At 70.1% G+C, this 18,094-nt stretch carries 13 protein-coding genes and 2 pseudogenes; 9 read left to right on the top strand and 6 right to left on the bottom strand.

The features are described from left to right. Positions 1–64 precede the first annotated feature (64 nt). The gene (locus tag SSP24_RS37355; RefSeq protein ID WP_141314842.1) at positions 65–2,497 is read right to left on the bottom strand and encodes a DEAD/DEAH box helicase; all 2,433 of its coding nucleotides are present in this window, start codon (positions 2,495–2,497) and stop codon (positions 65–67) included. Between the two features lie 188 nt (positions 2,498–2,685). Between SSP24_RS37355 and tap the strand changes: the two are divergent. Both tap and tpg read left to right on the top strand, forming a co-directional pair. Beyond that, positions 2,686–4,922: pseudogene (gene tap / locus SSP24_RS37350) on the top strand (telomere-associated protein Tap). A 13-nt stretch (positions 4,923–4,935) separates the two neighbouring features. Further along, positions 4,936–5,493, top strand: a complete 558-nt coding sequence (gene tpg, locus SSP24_RS37345; protein ID WP_141314840.1) for a telomere-protecting terminal protein Tpg — start codon at positions 4,936–4,938, stop codon at positions 5,491–5,493. Between the two features lie 401 nt (positions 5,494–5,894). Here tpg and SSP24_RS37340 read toward each other — a convergent pair whose 3' ends face one another. The 3 genes from SSP24_RS37340 to SSP24_RS45020 all read right to left on the bottom strand — a co-directional run bounded on the left by SSP24_RS37340 (position 5,895) and on the right by SSP24_RS45020 (position 9,457). Beyond that, positions 5,895–6,299: an SbcC/MukB-like Walker B domain-containing protein gene (locus SSP24_RS37340; RefSeq protein ID WP_229866340.1), complete on the bottom strand. Its 405-nt coding sequence runs from the start codon at positions 6,297–6,299 to the stop codon at positions 5,895–5,897. Between the two features lie 294 nt (positions 6,300–6,593). Further along, the gene (locus tag SSP24_RS44550) at positions 6,594–7,622 is read right to left on the bottom strand and encodes a DEAD/DEAH box helicase family protein (RefSeq protein WP_229866339.1); all 1,029 of its coding nucleotides are present in this window, start codon (positions 7,620–7,622) and stop codon (positions 6,594–6,596) included. Further along, positions 7,544–9,457: a CRISPR-associated endonuclease Cas3'' gene (locus SSP24_RS45020; protein ID WP_268255116.1), complete on the bottom strand. Its 1,914-nt coding sequence runs from the start codon at positions 9,455–9,457 to the stop codon at positions 7,544–7,546. The genes SSP24_RS44550 and SSP24_RS45020 overlap by 79 nt, the downstream gene beginning before the upstream one ends. An 80-nt stretch (positions 9,458–9,537) precedes the next feature. Between SSP24_RS45020 and SSP24_RS45390 the strand changes: the two are divergent. From SSP24_RS45390 to SSP24_RS45600, 3 genes and pseudogenes are all read left to right on the top strand, one after another. After that, positions 9,538–10,101, top strand: a pseudogene (locus tag SSP24_RS45390) (ISL3 family transposase); the annotation flags it as partial. Positions 10,102–10,232: 131 nt separating this feature from the next. Then, the gene (locus SSP24_RS37325) at positions 10,233–10,961 is read left to right on the top strand and encodes a transposase (RefSeq protein ID WP_141314838.1); all 729 of its coding nucleotides are present in this window, start codon (positions 10,233–10,235) and stop codon (positions 10,959–10,961) included. 52 nt (positions 10,962–11,013) lie between these two features. Then, positions 11,014–12,092 (top strand): IS630 family transposase gene (locus tag SSP24_RS45600; protein WP_444546205.1). Its coding sequence is split into 2 segments (ribosomal slippage): positions 11,014–11,515 and positions 11,515–12,092, totalling 1,080 coding nucleotides; the frame shifts between segments, so codons are not numbered across the junction. Between the two features lie 72 nt (positions 12,093–12,164). Here the strand turns inward: SSP24_RS45600 and SSP24_RS37310 are convergent. Both SSP24_RS37310 and SSP24_RS37305 read right to left on the bottom strand, forming a co-directional pair. Next, positions 12,165–13,427 carry a sensor histidine kinase gene (locus SSP24_RS37310; RefSeq protein ID WP_141314836.1) on the bottom strand — a complete coding sequence of 421 codons (1,263 nt, stop codon included), beginning with the start codon at positions 13,425–13,427 and terminating at the stop codon, positions 12,165–12,167. Next, positions 13,424–14,089 carry a response regulator transcription factor gene (locus SSP24_RS37305; RefSeq protein ID WP_141314834.1) on the bottom strand — a complete coding sequence of 222 codons (666 nt, stop codon included), beginning with the start codon at positions 14,087–14,089 and terminating at the stop codon, positions 13,424–13,426. Before SSP24_RS37305 ends, SSP24_RS37310 begins: the two co-directional genes overlap by 4 nt. 186 nt (positions 14,090–14,275) lie before the next feature. Here SSP24_RS37305 and SSP24_RS37300 point away from each other — a divergent pair, with 186 nt between their 5' ends. The 4 genes from SSP24_RS37300 to SSP24_RS37285 are packed head-to-tail and all read left to right on the top strand — an operon-like array spanning position 14,276 to position 17,875. Continuing rightward, the gene (locus SSP24_RS37300; protein WP_167529815.1) at positions 14,276–14,803 is read left to right on the top strand and encodes a hypothetical protein; all 528 of its coding nucleotides are present in this window, start codon (positions 14,276–14,278) and stop codon (positions 14,801–14,803) included. After that, positions 14,803–15,936 carry a peptidoglycan-binding protein gene (locus SSP24_RS37295; protein ID WP_229866338.1) on the top strand — a complete coding sequence of 378 codons (1,134 nt, stop codon included), beginning with the start codon at positions 14,803–14,805 and terminating at the stop codon, positions 15,934–15,936. The genes SSP24_RS37300 and SSP24_RS37295 overlap by 1 nt, the downstream gene beginning before the upstream one ends. Further along, entirely contained in the window at positions 15,933–16,682 is a 750-nt protein-coding gene (locus tag SSP24_RS37290) for an ABC transporter ATP-binding protein (protein WP_229866337.1), read from the top strand. The genes SSP24_RS37295 and SSP24_RS37290 overlap by 4 nt, the downstream gene beginning before the upstream one ends. After that, positions 16,679–17,875, top strand: coding sequence for an ABC transporter permease (locus SSP24_RS37285; protein ID WP_141314830.1), 1,197 nt, complete (start codon positions 16,679–16,681; stop codon positions 17,873–17,875). Before SSP24_RS37290 ends, SSP24_RS37285 begins: the two co-directional genes overlap by 4 nt. Positions 17,876–18,094: the final 219 nt, after the last annotated feature.

Genomic DNA, 18,094 nt, shown 5'->3' with positions numbered 1-18,094 from the left:
CCCTGGCATCAGAACCCGTACGCCAGGGGCTCCCAGACGCGGCCTCACAGGTGTTCCGGCGGCTCTAGCCCAGGACAGCGGGGGCAGCGTCTTCGGCGGTCCAGTCACCGTCGAACAGCGCGGCAACCAGGTCGACGTGCTCAGTGGGGAGTTTTTCGGCACGGTGCTTGGTGCGGGCTTTGGCGAGCCAGGCGCCGATCCTGACCGTCTCACCGTCGACGCGGATGGTCTCGCGGGCGGCGGGGGCGCGGCCTTCGCGGTGGAGGAAGAGTTCCAGGAACTGGACGGTCTGTTCGAACGTGCGACGAGGGCGGCGCGCGGGGGTGAGGGGGTTGCTTTCGGGGGTCAGGCCGAGAGCGGCCATCAGCTGCTGCTGACCAAGATCCAGGGTCTGCCAGGTGGTGAGCTGGCGGTGCAGCCAGGAGCCGATCTTCACCCCGGCCAGGAGGGTGTCGCGGGTGAGTGCGGCGGGGTCGGCGCCGTCGGCGAGGTGGGCGCGCAACAGGTGGTATTTGCGGTGCCAGTCCGCGCCATGGGGCAGGCGCCAGTCGGCGGCGAGGGCGGCCAGCGCGTCGGCGCGGGGCTGAGGGAGCTGGCCGTGGGCGGCACCGTGGCGCTGTTCGGCGAGCCACGCCCCGACGGTGGTGGTGGCAGGGGCGGCGAGGTGGCCGTGGGTGTGCAGGTAGTCGGTGGCCGCAGCCAGGCGGGCGCGCCAGGCGGCCTCGTGCTTGTCCCAGATCATGCCCAGCGCGTCGAGTTCGGCGATCCAGTCCGCCTCGAGGCGGCCGGCCTTCGCCGCGTCGCGCATAGTGGTGATGAAGGTGCCCAGCGCATAGCCAGTGGGGTCCGTGTAGTCGGCGGGGACGTCGAGGTGACCGTATTCGTCACGGTAGGACTGGGCGGCCGCGAGCCCCAGGCGGCGGGAGCGGGAGACGGCCGGGTCGCGGGGATCGAAGGATGCCAAGTCCATGGCACGCGCGATGTGTTCGGGGTGAACGGTGAAGTCGAAGTGCCAGCGGCGCTTGATGACGTCGCTGGTCTCCTTCGGCAGCCGATTGGCCTTGTCCGGGAGGCGCTCGAGGATGCGGTGGTCATGGCTGGCCAGCGCGCAGGCGATCGCCCACACCGGTTCATAGGCGGTGCCGAGGATGTTCTCGCCGTCGGCGCCGGGCGGGACGTAGACGGGGACGATCAGTGAAGCGGTCTTGCCGGATACGTCCAGGCGCAGGGCGCGGCCGAGGGCCTGGACGCAGCGGATCACGCTGCGGGTGGGGTCGGCGAAGACGATGGCATCCACGCTGGGGATGTCGACACCTTCAGCGATCAGGCGGGAGTTGGCCAGGATCGCGCAGTCGGCGGCGGCGAAGGCCGCGAAGATGTCGGCGCGCTGGGCGGGGGTGTGCTCACCGTGGGCGAAGAACAGCTTGGGGGTGATGTCGGGGCACAGTTGGAGGTCGGTCCTGGCCAGCAGGCGCAGGGTGTGGGGCAGTTCCCGGGCGAAGCGGCGGGCGTCGGAGACGAGGTTGAAGTAGACCAGGACCTTCTGCAGGCGGTGTTCGCTCATCGCGCGCAGGACGGCCAGGTGGAGGGCGGTGGTGCGCAGCGCACTGTCCGGCTCCTCGCCGCTGCCGTCGCCAGGGGTGGTGCCGGGGGCGGGGAGGTTGAGGCGGCGGCGCAGGTCGGCGTCGGTGAGGGTGGGCACCACGATGCGGTAGTCCGCCGCGCGGCCGTCTTCCACCGCCTGGACGAGCGGGTACTCGAAGACCTTCTTGCCGTACACCTGCTCGTTGTCCATGGAGTTGACGAACGCCTCCGCGTCCGGCCCTGTGGGGTGCCGGCGGCGCGGGCGGGTGGTGTCGGCGGACTCGGCCAGCTCCGGGGCGGCGAAGATGCGGGGGGTGGCGGTCATGTAGAGGCGGCGGTCCGCGTGGATCCGCTTCGCGTCGTTGACGATCGCCCACTTCTTGTCGGCGCGGCCGGCGATCCGGTGCGCCTCGTCCATGACCGCCAGGTCGAACGGCGGCACCGCGTACCCCGTGCTCTGAGTTTCCTCGATCTTGTTCAGGGAGTCGTAGGTGCAGATGACCGTGAGTGCGGGGATCTGGTCCTTCCCCTCCCCTACTACCGACATCAGCCCGCCCAGCGCGTGCGGGTTGGTGGTCGACATGACGCGCGCCGCGACCAGATCGTCCCGGCCGCTCGCATCCAGGGAGGAGACGATCACCATGTGCTCCAGATGACCGTCGCGGCGCCAGGCCAGCGCCGTCTGGGCCGCCAGGTCCAGGGTGGGCACCACGAACAGCACCAGCCGCGCGCCGAGTTCGTCCGCCACCCGGATCGACACCAGCGTCTTGCCAGTGCCCGTCGCCGACACGAACAGTCCCCTGCTCCCTGGGCGCCGCAGGTGCCGTACCAGCCGCTTGACAGCCTCGGCCTGGTTGGGAAAGAGCCGCGCCCGCTCAGGACGGCCGGGCCGCGGCAGTTCGACCACAGTCATACAGCTCTTCCTCGATCCGAAGCGGGAGGCGTCCGGCAGCGGGCGGGCCGGGGAGGCGGTGAGGCCGCCGAAGCGGACAGCCTCCGATCGAGCACTCTACACCTGCGCACGCCATCCGTACGTGAAAAGTACGGTATCCGTACGCGATAAGCACGATTCACGAGGTAGGATGGGGGCGGAGGTGTCCCATGTCCGAGTTGTTCGATGCGGTCGACGCGCTGGTCGCATCCCGGTCCCCACTGCCGCCCCCGGCGGAGCGCAAGCGTCTACGCCAGGCCCACGCGCTCACCCTGGACGAGGTGGCCGCGGCCCTGGACGTGCGGCGGGCGACGGTCAGCGGCTGGGAGTCGGGCAGGACCGAGCCGCGGCCGCCGCAGCGGGAGCCGTACGCGCGCCTGCTGCGGCAGCTCGCACAGCTCTACCCCGCCGACGAGAGCACCGCCGCCCCGCAGCAGGAGGACACCCCGGCACCGCAGATGTTCAGCGGCCCGGCGCGGACCGGGGCCGCGGGCGGGGCTGTGGAGGCTGCGGCCGTGACCACGCCCGGCATCGCCCCGTCCGCTTCCCTGGCAGTCGCTCACGCACCGGCCGCCGCATCACGTCCGGCGCGGGCCGCCCGGCCGCCACAGGGATCACGCCGCCCAGGCGCGCCGAAGGCCGCCGCGGCCCACGCACCCGCGCCCGGCGGCCCGTACGCCCACGGTCCGCTGCTCGTCCTCGACGCCGACGCCGACCGGCGGGTGACCGGCTACGGCATCGGCGGCCTCATCCTGGACGTCCCCGCCAAGTCACTGCCCGCGCTGGTGGAGTGGGCGCTGGCCGAGGCGCAGCTCGGGACCGAGAAGCTACACGGCTGCGGGAAGGACGCCGACCCTCTGCTGGTGCTCACCGAAGCGGCCTGCGAACGCTACGGCCTGCCCGCCGCACTGTCCGAGGCCGAGCGGCTCGCCGGACGGCTCCCGGAGGAGCACAAGGTCATCAAACAACTCAAGCGCGCCGACTGGCAGCTCACCAAGCGGGGGCTGGGGCCGTGGGCGCGGATCTACCGCCCCGCCCAGGGTGGCCGCCGACGGTGCGTGCAGCTGTGCATTCCGTCCTGGCACGCCCTCGACGACCGCGCCTGGGGCCACGCCGCCCACCTGGAGCCTGCGGAACTCGCCCGGGTGCTGGGCGTGTACGCGATGCGGGTGATGACGCCGGTCGGTTCCACCGCTGTGACGGGGCTGGAGCTGATGACCGCGCTCAACCCGCCGACCCGCGCGAGCGAGCCGGACGCCGACGGCCATCGGCATTCCGAGCACCGGCCCGGCTCGCTGGGCACCAAGCCGATGGACCCGGCGCCGTGCGAGGCGACCGACGGCCACCCCGTCCTGGCCCACCTGCCCCGGTTCCACGTGCGCGGCCCCGGCGAGAGGCTGTTCGAGGAGGCCTACGACTGGGCGCGGGATCTGACCGATGCCGAGTGCATGCAGCGCTGCCTGGTCGGCCTCGACGTGAACCTGGCCTTCGGTGCGGCCGCCAACGGCGCGGTCGTCGGCCTGGCGTCGCCGCCCGTGCACGTCACCAGCCCGGTCTTCGATGCGGCGGTGCCCGGTTCCTGGCTGGTCGACCTCTCCCATGTCGACCTGTCCCGGGTGAAGGTCGGCAAGCAGTGGCGTGAGCTCGACGCCGCGTTGCTGCCCAGCCCGTTCACGCCGACCGGTGAACGCCCCGAGGGGCCGGCCTGGTACGCCACCCCCACCGTGGCGTACGCCGTCGAACTCGGCTACGACGTCGCCCCGCTTAGGCCTGGGTGCGCGAGGAGAGCGGCCGGTTCCTGGACGGCTGGTACAAGCGGCTGCGCAACGCCTACGTCGACACCATGGCGGATCTGGGCGTGGGCGAGAAGCTGGCCCCGGCCGAGTTCCTGCAGTCGATGGACGGCTACAAGCAGCGTGATGCGGAGCTGGCGATCGTGGTGGACGCCGTCAAGATGACCGTCAAGGGCGGCATCGGCAAGCTGCAGGAGAAGGCCCGCGGCGGCGGCTGGAAGCCGGGGCAGGCCTGGCCCGCCCTCGCCCGCCCGACGTGGCGGCCGGACATCCGCGCGACCGTCATCTCCCGGGCCCGGATCAACATGCACCGCAAGATGCTCACCCTGGCCGCGGCCACCGGCCGTTACCCGGTCGCGGTCCTCTCGGACTGCGCCGTGTACGCGGCCGCCGGCCCCAGCCCGCTGGACGTGCTGCCCTACGACGGCGACGGCAAGACCGTGCCGGGCAGCTTCCGGCTCGGTGTCTCCCCGGGGATGGTCAAGCACGAGGGCACCCAGAGCGTGCTGTGGGGCGCGGACGTACTCGAACAGCTCGGCGCCGACGGCAAGACCGCCAACCTCGCCCGCTACATCAAGACCGGCGAGGTCACCGCCAAGGACACCGGAGAATAGGAGCGTTACGGCGATGGTCACGGTCGGGGAGGAACTCGACAAGGCGGTGCAGGGCGCGTTCACGCGCCCGATCCCGAAGTCCGCCGGGGCGCAGATGCGGTACCTGGTCCGGCAGCACCAGCGCAGTACCCGGCGCGTGGCCGAGCTTCTCGGCACCAGCCAGCGCACCGTCGAACGGTATGTGAAGAACCAGATCAAAAAGCCCCGGCCGGAGCTCGCCGACCGCCTCGAGCGTGAGGTCCGCGTACGCTGGCAGCCACAGGTCAGGGCCAGGGCGAAGCAGGTCGCGGCCACCACCGGCGGCGTCATGATCGATGTCCAGGCCCGGTTCGGCTACACCGCCGCCCCCGGCAGCACCGACGACGCCCGCGTGCGTCACCTCACCCTCGCGCTGCCGCCCGGCCACGCTGCCCGTCTCTTCCAGGCCCAGGAGGCCGGTCTCACCGAGGACCAACTCCGCCAGATCGCCGCCGAGGCCCTGGGCGAGGTCTACTTCCGCGACAACGGCCGCCGCGCCCACGGCCTCGAAGTGGAACTCACCGACCTCCTCGACCTCGAGTTCGAGCTGTAGCCGGTCAAGGCCCCGGACAAGACAGGGAGCAGGAAGTGGCATCGGGGACAGCTGTGGCAGCAGAGGCACTGCGGACCGTGCCGCCGGCCGGGGAGCTGAGCGCATTGCTGACCTACCGGGCCGCGTCCGCTAGGGCCTGCCGACCGCCGGCGTGCTGCGGCTGTGGACGTGTCGCCACTCCCCCACCCGGAACGACGACGGCGGCCTGCGCGCCGATGCGAAGGTCGTCCTCAACGCAACCGGGGGGTGTGCTTGCCGAGCTGTGCGCGGTTCAGCCGGCGGTGCCGGCACGCGCTCTGCCCGCCTACACGACATCCACTACAAACCCCGGAACAGGTGCGTTTCAGCGGGCCAGTGTGACCGTGTGAGACGACGTGTTCGTCGAAGAGGTTCCGGCGCAGCTATCGCGCCAGTACTTGTAGGCCGCTGACCAGATCGGCCTGTGCCAGTTCGTCGCGCTGGGCCGGTGTGAGCCAGCGGGCGGACGATCCGGCAGGCGTCCGCTCCACCAGCAGCACGTCGTCGACGGCCTCGGCAACAGCGTGCAGGTGGCTGATCACCATGACAAGGCGATTCCCGTTGGCTTGGGAGCGCAGTACCTCGAGGGCGGAGTCCAGTGCGGTGGTGTCGAGGGCGGCGAAGCCTTCATCGAGGAACAGGGAGCCGAGGGCCGGGCCGCTGCGGGAGTGCAGTTCGGCGAGCGCCAGGGCCAAGGCGAGTGACGCTTGGAACTTCTCTCCTCCGGACAGCCGGTTCGGGGGGTGGGCGACGCCGGAGTTGCGGTCACGTATTTCCGCCTGGTTCAAGCGGCGAAGCAGTGGCATCAAGTGAGAAGCCCTGGCGGCCCGACACGGGGACTCCCAGCCCCTGCCTTCTGGCATCGCACTGCAGCGTGCCTCGTGGCAAGGAAAGCCGCCCGCCTCTGAGGGGGCGGCAGGCGTAACCGTGCCGTCCGCGGCGTGCGCTGTCTGGCGCGGCGACCGCACAGGGCCGCGGCTTGCCCACTCGGTACGGCACACGGCGGGCGCTGGTCTCGTCCAGCAGCAACGGCACGCCCATGAGAGGAGTTCGGGCGGGCCGTGTGCGGCGGGGAGGGCGGTTCAGTCCTCGGTGTGGACCAGTCCCAGGGCGTCGTCGAGGTGAAGACGGTGCCGTCCGAAGCGCACCGGCCGGGTGGGATCGCCGGCGTCCTGCGGGAGCAGGACGAGGTCGGCGAGGAGGGCGTGGCTGCGCCAGGAGGCGGGGACGTGGTGGTCTCGTGCGCGGCCGGCGACCCAGGCGGCGGGGACGGGCAGGGTGTGCTGGAGGATCGTGCGGATCTGTGCGGTGGTCGGTTTGCGGTGCTCGGGCAGCGGCTGAGTGCCGGCCGCGTCCAGGGTGAGGCGGCCGTCGGGTGTGCGGTAGACGGGCAGGAGGCGGCGGGGCATGGCGCCCAGGCGGGTGGCGGCCTCGCGGGGGTGCAGGTTTTGGCGGTGCAGGTCGGACAGCGAGAGGGTGTCATGCCAAGGGGGCACGAGGTGCAGGGCGCTGTGGTGTTCCTCGGTGCGGGTGCGGGCCCGGTGCAGGGTATGGCTGCGGTACAGGGCGGCGTCGGTTCGGGCGAGGGCGTCGGCGTCGCCGTGCACGGCCTCCACCAGCTGCTGCACGTCGTCGGGCAGGGTGAGCGGGTGCTCGGGCCGCCGGGCGAGGTAGGCGGCGGTGGCGAGCGGCAGGAACGGGGAGTCCAGGGGACGCCAGGCGGGCGGCAGGAGGCTGTGGCCGCGGTGGTCGGCGGGGTTGAGGACGATCAGGCGAGGACGGTCGCAGGACAGCCAGTCGGGGCGCACGATGTGGTCGAAGCGCCACAGGCGGCCCAGACGTTGCAGGAGGGTGTGCAGGGGTGCCAGGTCGCTGACCATGACGTCTACGTCGATGTCGAGGCTCATGTCCAGGAGGCTGGTGGTGACGACCACCAGGCGCTCGGGGCGCTCGCCGGTCGAGGACAGGGCGGTGCGGACGCGGCGGGTGAGGGCTTCGCGGCGGTGGCCGGGCAGGCGGGCATGCAGCAGGATCAGCTGCTCGCCGGGACCGCCGTCCGGCCAGTCCAGGCCGTCGCGCAGGTGTGCGTAGGTGGTCTGGGCGTCGGCCATGGTGGCGCAGTACACGGCCGCGCAGCCACCTGATCGAGCGACGGGGGCGATCTCCTTGGTGATGCGCTCCAGGCGGGTTTCCCGGGCAGGGGTGTCCTCGGGGTCGGTGCAGGAGGGGTGGTGCACCGGGTGGAGACGGATGTCGGCGCGGCGCCGGTACCGGTCGGCGTGGGCTTCGGCCGCGGCCGGGGCGATGCGGATGAGGGAGGCATCTGAGGCGGCGGCGTAGAGCCAGCCGGGATAGGGAGGCCGGCAGTCCAGGTGGGCCGTTGCGGAGCGCGGGTGGCCGGCGCCGTCGAGATAGCTGCGTACGAGCTGTCCGCTGATGTGGCCGGGCAGGGTCGCGGACAACAGCACCACGGGGCAGCCCATGGCGCCCAGCCAGTGCAGCAGCCGGGACAGCGTCTTCCGCATGAAGCGGGGGGCAGCGCGTGGACTTCGTCGATGATGACGGTCCGTCCGCAGATGGCCAGCATGCGCAGGGCGCTGAAGCGGACTGGCAGGACGGCCATCAGGGCCTGGTCGTGGGTGGCGACGGTGAACTGGGCCAGCAGGGACCGGTCCCAGCCGCGCAGCCAGCCGTCCGGCACCGTCACGCGGTTCTCGTGCCGCTCCCTCGCAGCCAGCTCACCACCATTGTCGTCGCCGTCGTCGCTGTCGGGCCAGTAGGCGTCGCTGGTGGAGGGTTCGTGGGTGGCCAGGCGGTGGTCGGTGTAGGCGGTGTTGTCGTAGCTGTGGCTGTGGACCAGGGAGACCGGGGCGTGCTCGGGCTGGTGGGCCGCGACGTAGGCCTCGAGGAGGCCGTAGGCGGCGTCGGTGGTGGCCGTGGTCGGCAGCAGCCACAGGATGCCGGCCGTGTCGCCGGAGGCGTTGAAGATCCGTGCTGCTTCCAGCGCGGTGACGCTCTTTCCGCCGCCGGTGGCGTCGGTGACCACCAGGATGCCGGGCCCTTTCTCGCCCACCGCGGCAGTGAGTTGCCCGATCACCGAGGCCTGGAGGGCGTTCGGCCGCTCCAGGCCGCCGTGGGCCTGGGCGAACGGCACCTGCGGCAGGGTGATGCGGGTCAGCCCGGACTCCTCGACCACGGCGGGGGCGTCCCGGACGGCCTGGGCGTAGTGCTCGCCAGCGCCGAAGGCGGGCGCCTGGGCCTTGGGCAGCCAGCAGTGGCGCTGGCTGGCCAGCCGGTCCGCGATGATGCCGATTCCGGCGATCAGCACGGCCGCCGGCACCGACACGTCTGCGGGCAGCGCGGTGGCGCCGGTCAGATGGCGCAGCAGGGCGAAGTATCGGCGGCGCAGATCCTGCCAGGCCGGCCCGCCCAGAGTGAGGTTGACCCGGGAGGCTCTGGCTGCACCGTCAATGTCGACCTGCAGGAACCGGCCGTGGTGACCGCCCAGAATCTGGGCGACGAGCACTCCAGGGCTGTCGGAGGTGTCCGCCGGATAGCCGGTCTCGGCCAGCAGGTGCAGCACACTGTGCATGGACGCCCGTTCGTGCGGCATACGCTGCCAGCCACGGGTGTCCGCGCGCAGGCTGTCGCTGACCCGGGCCCAGGGATACGCCTCCTGTTCCTGGAACGCCGACAACTTGCCCAAATCGTGCAGGCCGGCGATGAACATCACCAGACAGCGCGCCTCGGCCAGCGTGAGCCCCAGCCCGGCGGCAATCAGCCGACGCTGACCACGGGTCAGATACCGGTCCCACACCACACCCGCGAGCGCCGCGACATCCAGCAGATGAAACAGCAGCGGATACACCGCCCACGCGCCACGGTCGAACTTGCCCCACGGCGTCAGATCGATCCCGCCACGCCGGGCATCCTCCCGCACCCCCACCGAATGCTCCCGCCCCGCCCTACGTCAACCCGCCCTGGAATCAAGGGTGTTGCGCCTATCCTGCCGCATGCAGAGCATCCCCCGGTACGCGTCCCGGCCGTGTCCACGGACGGTATCGACGGCGTCTGGCCGACCTTGCGGTAGCGGGCCGAGAGGTCGTGTTCGACCTGCAGGTCCAGCGGTTCCTGTGCCGGGCAGCGGAGTGCTCTCGGCGGACGTTCGCTGAGCAAGTGGATGGGCTGACCGAGCGATTCGCCCGCCGGACGCCGCTGATGCGCCGGATGCTGGAGAAGCTCGCGCTGGCCTTGGCCGGACGACCTGCGGCCCGGATGGCCGCACACTTGTCCATGCCAGCCAGCGCGAACTCCCTGCTCAGACTGCTGCGCAGGCTCCCGGAGAAGCGGCCCGGCACCGCCCCACGGGTACTTGGCGTCGACGACTTCGCGTTCAAGAAAGGCCACGTCTACGGGACGATTCTCCTGGACGTGGAGACCGGCGAGCGCGTGGACGTGCTGTCCGACCGCACCGCGGAAACCCTCATAGCCTGGCTGCGCGACCATCCCGGCGTCGAGATCGTGTGCCGGGACCGGGCCAGTGCCTACGCCGAGGCCGTCCGCACCGTCTGCCCCGACGCCACGCAGGTCGCGGACAGGTACACCTGTGGAGGAACCTGTGCGAGGCGGTCGAGAAATGCGTCGGCGAACATCGCAAGTGCCTGGCCGAACCCGTCGACGATGCGGCAGCCGACGGCCCGACCGGGCCGGAGCCCGACGCCGTGGTCGAGGAGGTGCCGGCGCCGATGGAGGGCCTGCGCGCGATCAAGCGCCGTGAGCGCCATGCCGCGGTGCACGCCCTGTACGACAAGGGCGTGCCCATCCAGGTCATCGCCCAGACCCTCGGGCTCGATCGCAAGACGGTGCGCCGTTATGCGCACGCTGCCACCCCCGATGATGTGCCCTCCGGCACGGGCTCCCGCCGCTACGGACGCGTCCATCCCTACCTGCCGTATCTGTACCGGCGCTGGAACGAGGGCTGCACGGACGCGACTCGGCTGTGTGTGGAGATTCGTGCGCAGGGCTACCGCGGCAGCGAGCGGACCGTCCGCCGCCACCTGCAAGACGTCCGCGCCAGCGGCAAGCCCGCGCCCGCCAGGCCGGACGAGCTGACGGTCCGCAAGGCCACCTGGCTGATCACCGCGCACCCGGACAAGCTCGACGAGAGCAACAGACTCAAGCTCAAAAAACTCCTGTCCCGCTGCCCGGAACTGGATGCCGTCGCTGAGTGCGCGCGTTCCTTCGCCCGGATGATGACCGAGCGCCGTGGCCGCGACCTCGACGACTGGATCAGCTGTGCCGAGCACACCGGGCTCAAGCCGCTGGGCAGCCTGGCCCGTGGCCTCCAGCAGGACTTCGACGCGGTCGCCGCCGGACTCACCCTGGAGTGGAGCTCCGGCAAGGTCGAGGGCAACATCAACAGAGTTACTGACTTCGGCTCATCAGGGTGAGCTTTCCTGAAGTCCCTGCTGGGCCTGGGGTAGTGGCTGTATTCCGTGGTGTGTGAGGTATGCGGATGGGGGCGGACTGACCCCTGCGGGACGTCAGCGCCGGGAGACGGTGCGGATGCAGGCGGCCGAGCTGTTCGAGCACAAGATCAAGCCGCCCGAGGTGGCACGGCGCCTGCGGGTGAGCCCGAAGTCGGCCTATCAGTGGCATCAGTTGTGGCGCGACGGCGGCGAGCAGGCGCTGGCCTCCCGCGGCCCGAGTGGATCGCGATGCCGGCTGTCCCCGCGCTGTCTGGAGAAGCTGGCCGCATACCTCGATGAAGGACCCGCCGCGCACGGATGGGTGGAGGACCAGGTGTGGACCGCCGCCCGGGTAGCCACGCTGATCGGCAGGAAGTTCCACATCTCCTACAGCGTTTCGGGAGCCACGAGGCTGATGCACCGGCTCGGCTCCAGCCCGCAGGTCCCTGCGCGGCGGGTCGCCGAACGCGACGAGCAGGCCGTGACCCTGTGGAAGGAGGCGACCTGGGCCGAGGTAAAAGAGCCCGGGCGGCCTGCGGGGGCTACATCTGCTTCGAGGACGAGGCAGGCTTCACGCGACAGCCGCCCAAAGGACGCACCTGGGGCCGACGCGGCCACACTCCGCAGGTGACGGTGAGCGGGCGACGCTCAGAACGCCTGTCGGTGGCCGGGCTGATCGCCATGCGGCCCGGCTCCCGCACCCGGCTGTGCCACCGCCTGCGCACTCACCGAGCGGGCAAAGGCAAGCGCCGCAGCATGGGCGAGCGCGACTTCATCGCACTGGTCGACGGCGTCCACCAGCGCGTCAAGGCGCCGATCGTGCTGGTCTGGGACCGGCTCAACACCCACGTCTCCCACGCCATGCGTGAGCTGATCGCCGAGCGTGACTGGCTGACGGTCTTCCTGCTGCCCGCCTACTCTCCCGACCTCAACCCCGTCGAGTGGGTATGGGCGCACGTCAAGCGCAGCCTGGCCAACCTCGCCGTGGTCGCTCTCGACCGGCTCGAAGCCCTCGTACGCAACCGGCTCAAACGCCTCCAGTACCGGCCCGAAACGCTCGACGGCTTCATAGCGGGCACCGGCCTGACCCTCAACGACCCAGCCTCACCCTAACTAGCCGAAGTCAGATAACGGCACCCCACGTCGGCGCCCAGGGACTGGCCGGCCGCCGTCGCCTACACGCTGCTACCGGTCACCCCCGAGGACGAGCCGCCTGTCGTGGAGCAGCTGACCGTCACCACCGCTGCGTCCTCTGTGGCGGGGCAGGGTGATCTCTATGGTGAGGCCGCCTTCAGGATTGGCTCTGCCGTGTACGTTCCCGTCGTGGGCCCGCGCGATGGAGTGCACGAGCGCAAGTCCCAGGCCGTGCCCCGCCGGGCGGCCCGCCGCGGTCGCCGTGCGCGGCTGTAGGCGCTGGAAGGGCTCGGCCGCCCGCGCTACCTGTTCGGCAGTCAGCCGCGGGCCGGTGTTGCGGACAATGAACCTCAAACCGTCGGTTTCGGGGGACATCAGGGTGATGTCGACTGTGCCTCGCGGATGGTTGTGGCGGATGGCGTTGTCGATCACGTTCGACGCCATGTGGCGGAGCAGGACCTCGTCCCCGAGCAACGGTGCCGGCGCCAGGCGAGCACTCAGTCGTACTCCTGCTTGCCCTGCCTGCTGGTCCGCTGGACCGAGAACGGCCCGCACGACATCGGCGAGATCAACATGTTGCTCATCCAATGTTCCATGGTCTGCTTGCGAGAGGGTGAGCAGGGCTTCGGTGATCTCGATGCTGCGCTGATTGGTCTCCAGCAGCTTTGGACCGAGGGTTCGGATGTCGTGGTGGTCGGGGTCTGCGATTGCCACCTGCAGCATGGTCCGCGTCGTGGCCAGCGGTGTGCGTAGTTCGTGCGAGGCATTGGCCGCAAAGTGCTGTTCGGCCCGGAATGCGGTGTGCAGGCGTTGCAGCATCGCGTCGAAGGTGTCCGCGAGCTCCTTGATCTCGTCGTGCGGACCGCTGAGGGCGATGCGCCGGTCGAGGTCTCCGGCGGCGACGGAGCGGGCCGTGCGCGTGATGTTGTGCACGGGCGCGAGCGCACGGCCAGCGAGCCACCAGCCGAGGAGCACTGCGGCCAGCACGAGTAGGACGAGAGCGAGGGCACTGAACAGCAGTAGGGTGTTGAGTAGTTCCTTCTTGCTGTCGATGGAGATCGAGGTCAGGCCACTGGCAGTTGGCTTGGCCTGCCCCGAGCCGGTGCCCGAGGCCTGGGGGGAGGTGACGCTATGCTCGGGGGAGCGAAGCGTGACAGCGACGTTGTCGGGCAACTCATAGGTGGGGCCGTATTTCATGAATACGTACACCATCGCCAGCATCACCGCGCCGGTGAGCGCGAACAGCGCTCCGTAGGTGAGGCTGAGGCGAGTGCGGATGGTCAGTCGGCGCCGCTGCCGGCAACGGGTTTTCACCGCGGTTCCGCGAGGTAGTAGCCGACGCCAGTCATGGTGTGCACGAGGGGCGGCTCGCCGAGTTTGCGCCGGAGCGTGGAGACAGTGATGCGCACGGCGTTGGTGAAGGGGTCGGCGTGCTCGTCCCAAGCCTTCTCAAGAAGCTGCTCAGCACTGATTACCCCGCCTTCGGCGTGCATGAGGATCTCCAGAACGGCGAACTCCTTGCGGGTGAGCCGGAGCAGGCGGCCGTCCCGGTAGGCCTCGTGGCGGAAGGCATCGACGCGCAGCCCCGCCCGCTCCAGCACCGGTGGAGTCGGTGTGGCCGCTCGCCGCTGCAGGGCCCTGATCCTCGCGACCAGTTCGGGGAAGTCGAACGGTTTCGCGAGGTAGTCGTCCGCGCCGGCTTCGAAGCCGGTGAGCTTGTCGCGCAGACTGCCCGCCGCGGTCAGCATCAGGACCCGGCACGCACGCGTTTCCTTCTGCATCTGCCGACATACATCGTCGCCGTGCTTGCGGGGCAGGTCACGGTCGAGAACGACGACGTCGTAGGTGTGCACGGCCAGCCGTTCCAGAGCAGCTTCCCCGTCCATGGCGAGATCGACCGCGATGGACTCGCGTCTGAGCCCTGCCGCCACCGCCTCCGCCAGATAGGGCTCGTCCTCGACGAGTAGTACCCGCACTCCGTCACACCCGCCTTTCTCTGCCGCGTCTCCCGCCTGCCACGAGGTCCGCACCATTGAACCCGGACGGAGATATGGCTGGCATATGGAAATCTCCAGACGTTCACCACATGTCCTGGGGGGTTGGGTGAATACCGGTCCCACCACTGCGGCCGGTGCAAACCGGACGAGAAAGTCGAGGTTTTCATGACGTCAAAGCCCCTTTTCCTGCGGATCGCCATGGCCGGCGTGAGTACCGCACTGCTGCTGGTTGGCGTGGCCGGTTGCGGCGCCACCGGTGGCGCCTTCGCAGGCAAACAGCAAGAGACGCCCTCCGCATCCCAGCAGCAGGCCCCGCTCAAGTACGCCCAGTGCATGCGGGATAACGGCGTACCGATGGAGGATCCCACCGGTGACGGGTCGTCCGGCAGTATTCCGGCGGACGTCCCCAAGAGCGCGGTGGACAAGGCCGACAAGGCATGCAAGAAGTACGCACCGGAAGGCGGCGCCGACAACAGCCGCAGCGTGGGAAGCGCACCACCGGACGGCCCGCGGGCGCAGAAAGATCGTTTGGAATTCGCCCAGTGCATGCGCGACCACGGCTATGACATGCCGGATCCGGGCTCCGACGGCAGCGTCTCGCTCGACATGGGCGATGCGGCCTTCCGGAAGGCGAGCGCGGCGTGCCGGGACATTCTCATGAAGTCCCGAGGGCAGTCCGGGGAGGAGCGGTAGTGGCCCTCGACGAGGATTCGACGACCGACCGTGAGGAGCGGTGGGACATGCCGGCCGCCCGCGGGCGCCGCCGCAGCCGGTGGCGTGGCCGAGCCGCTCTCCAGTTCACCGTCGCCGTGCTGTGCACCGCAGCCGTGACCGGAGGAGTGATCTGCATCAACGCTCAGGAGGAGCCGACCCACACCGGGCAGGACGCCGCGGTTCCCCCAGCGACAGCACCGGTCGTCAAGGGTGATCTGGTCTCCCAGGTGCGTGGGTTCGGCACGCTCGACTACACCGGGCGCCGCTCCCTCTCCGCTTCCCTGTCTGGCACGCTGACCTGGCTGCCCCCGGCCAACACGACGGTTGCCAGAGGGGAGAAGCTGTACGCGGTGGACGACAAGCCAGTGCTGTTGATGTACGGGAGCACCCCGACCTGGCGCGCGTTTGCCCCCGGAATGCCGGGCGGGCGGGACGTACGGATGCTGGAGGAGAACCTCGCCGCGCTCGGATACGGCGGGTTCACCGTGGACGACAAGTTCACCGACCTGACCGAAGCCGCGGTCAAGCGCTGGCAGAAGGACGTGGGCCTGCCGGTCACGGGCAGGATCGAACTCGGCCGCGTGGCAGTCGCCCCAGGAAAGGTGCGCATCGCCGGTACAGGGGCGGCCGTCGGCGACACTCTCGCGCCCGGGGCCAAGCTGCTCACCGTGACTGCCATCGGCCACCAGGTGAGCGTCGACGTTCCGGTCTCCGACCAGAAGCTCGCGGTCAAAGGCACCGAGGTCACCGTGGAACTGCCGGACGGCACCCGCACGCCCGGGACCGTCTCGCAGGTGTCCCCTCCCCGCGAGGAGGAAGGCAAGCAGCCCGTGGTACCGGTCGTCGTGAAGCTGAAGCGGCCCAAGGACACGGACGGCCTGCAGCGCACCGACGTCGACGTCTGGCTGAGGAAGAGCGAGGCAAAGAATGTGCTCTCGGTACCCGTCACGGCGCTCAAAGCCCTCCCCGGAGGAGGATTCGGCGTCCAGGTTGTCGCCGATGAGGCCGTGACCACCGTGAAGGTGACCACCGGTGCGTTCGCCGATGGCCGAGTGGCCATCAGCGGTTCGGGGATCGCCGAAGGCGTCAAGGTGGGGGTTCCGAAACTGTGAACGTACGCACCGACCCGGCCCTCCGGCTGCCAGGAAGCAGCTCCCCGGTCGTCCTCCTTGACGGTGTCAGCCGCTACTACGGCGGCAGTGCCTCCCCTGTCCCCGCCCTGGCGGAGGTGACCACATCCATCACCTACGGCGAACTCGTGGCGATAACCGGCCCCTCAGGTTCGGGGAAGTCAACGCTGCTCAACTTGATCGGCACTCTGGACCGCCCCAGCTCGGGCCGGATCATCGTTGACGGCCACGACCTGGCCGCCCTCGACGACCGGCGGCTCTCAGCACTGCGCGCCCACCGCATGGGCTTCGTCTTCCAGCACTTCCACCTCGCCGAGGGAACCACCGCACTGGACAACGTGGCCGACGGGCTGCTGTACACCGGCCTGCCCCGCAGGGAACGGCGGGCACGCGCGGGTGACGCGCTGCACACCGTGGGTCTCGGCCACCGGCTGCGGCATCGTCCCCACCAGCTCTCGGGAGGAGAGCGGCAGCGAGTCGCGATCGCCCGAGCGGTGGTCGGCGATCCGGTTCTGCTGCTCGCCGACGAACCGACCGGTGCCCTCGACAGCAATTCCGGCGGCGCCATCGTGGACCTACTGCACCGGCTCAACGACAACGGCACCACCGTTGTGGTCATCACCCACGATGTCCAATTGGCCGCCCGCCTACCCCGGTGCCTCTCCCTACGCGACGGACGCCTGATCGCCGACTCCGCCTACCCCACCGCCGCGGAGGCCTCCCGTTGACACCACACACATCCCTGGACCACTCCCGGCTGCGCGTCACCGACCTCGTCCGGCTTGGCGGCAACGGGCTGCGGACCCGCCCGCTGCGGGCCGTTCTGTCCGCTCTGGGCATCGCCATCGGCATCGCCGCCATGGTCACCGTGATCGGCATCTCCTCATCCAGCCAAGCCCACCTCAGCGCCCAGCTGTCCCGGCTCGGCACCAACCTGCTCACCGTCACCCCCGGCCAGTCCCTCTCTGGAGAGCAGGCACAACTGCCGCCCGAGGCCATGAGCATGGTCGCCAGAATTGATGGCGTGGAGACCGTCGGTAGTGTCGGCAAGATCGACGATGCCAAGGTCTACCGCAACAGCCGAGTGGACCCCCGGCAGACCAGCGGCCTCACCGTGTTCGCCGCTCACCCCGATCTACTCGAAGCCGTCCGCGCCGACGTTACGCGCGGGCACTGGCTCGATCAGGCGCCGCAGAACTACCCGACCGTAGTGCTCGGCCACCTCGCCGCCCAACGCCTCGCGGCACAGCCGGGCGACCAGGTATGGCTGGGCGACCAGTACTTCACCGTGCTGGGCACCCTCCAGCCCGTACCGCTCGCACCGGAGCTAGACACGGCGGCGCTCGTCGGCCAGAAAGCGGCCGAACACCTCCTCGGTTTCGACGGCCACCCCACCACCGTCTACGAGCGTTCCTCCGACGCCCGGGTGAGCGCCGTACGTGCGCTGCTGCCCCGCACGGTCAACCCGGAACACCCGGAAGAAGTGCAGGTCAGTCGGCCATCGGACGCGCTGGCCGCAAAGGACGCCGTCCTGGAGTCGTACACCGGCCTCTTCGTCGGCCTGGGCTGCGTCGCCCTGCTCGTCGGCGGAATCGGTGTGGCGAACACCATGGTCATCACCGTACTGGAACGTCGCCGCGAAATCGGACTGCGCCGGGCCCTGGGCGCCGCCCGCCGCCATATCAGCATCCAATTCCTCGTCGAGGCACTACTGCTGTCCGCGATGGGCGGCCTGACCGGCGTCGCACTGGCCCTCACCGCCACCGCAGGCTATGCCCTGAGCCAGGGATGGCCCGTCAGCATGCCCCTCGCCGTTCCCCTCGCCGGAATCACAGCAACCACACTGATCGGCGCGCTCGCCGGACTGTATCCGGCGCTGCGCGCAGCCCGCACGCCGCCCATGGTCGCCCTCAGCTCCTGACAGGAACCTCTTCTCCCTGAGCGGTCCGCAACTCCCCTACCAGTTGGGGGCTACCGGAGTGGATGGAAGGCTCCGCTCCGCCCACCATCAACGCGAGCATGCAAATCTGCCTGACGGTGGGGCAGTAAGTGGCCGCCTATGGGGAGCTTTCCATGGCCGCCGTCACCCGAAAAAACGCTCGACGGCTTCATAGCGGGCACCGGCCTGACCCTCAACGAC

Source organism: Streptomyces spinoverrucosus (assembly GCF_006539505.1).
Taxonomy (GTDB): domain Bacteria; phylum Actinomycetota; class Actinomycetes; order Streptomycetales; family Streptomycetaceae; genus Streptomyces; species Streptomyces spinoverrucosus.
This window is presented reverse-complemented; position numbering and strand designations above follow the sequence as displayed.

Coding starts and splice junctions, on each gene's coding strand:
- SSP24_RS37355 (WP_141314842.1), bottom strand. CDS start 2,497: ATGACTGTGGTCGAACTGCCGCGGCCCGGCCGTCCTGAGCGGGCGCGG.
- tpg (WP_141314840.1), top strand. CDS start 4,936: ATGGTCACGGTCGGGGAGGAACTCGACAAGGCGGTGCAGGGCGCGTTC.
- SSP24_RS44550 (WP_229866339.1), bottom strand. CDS start 7,622: ATGGCCGACGCCCAGACCACCTACGCACACCTGCGCGACGGCCTGGAC.
- SSP24_RS37300 (WP_167529815.1), top strand. CDS start 14,276: ATGACGTCAAAGCCCCTTTTCCTGCGGATCGCCATGGCCGGCGTGAGT.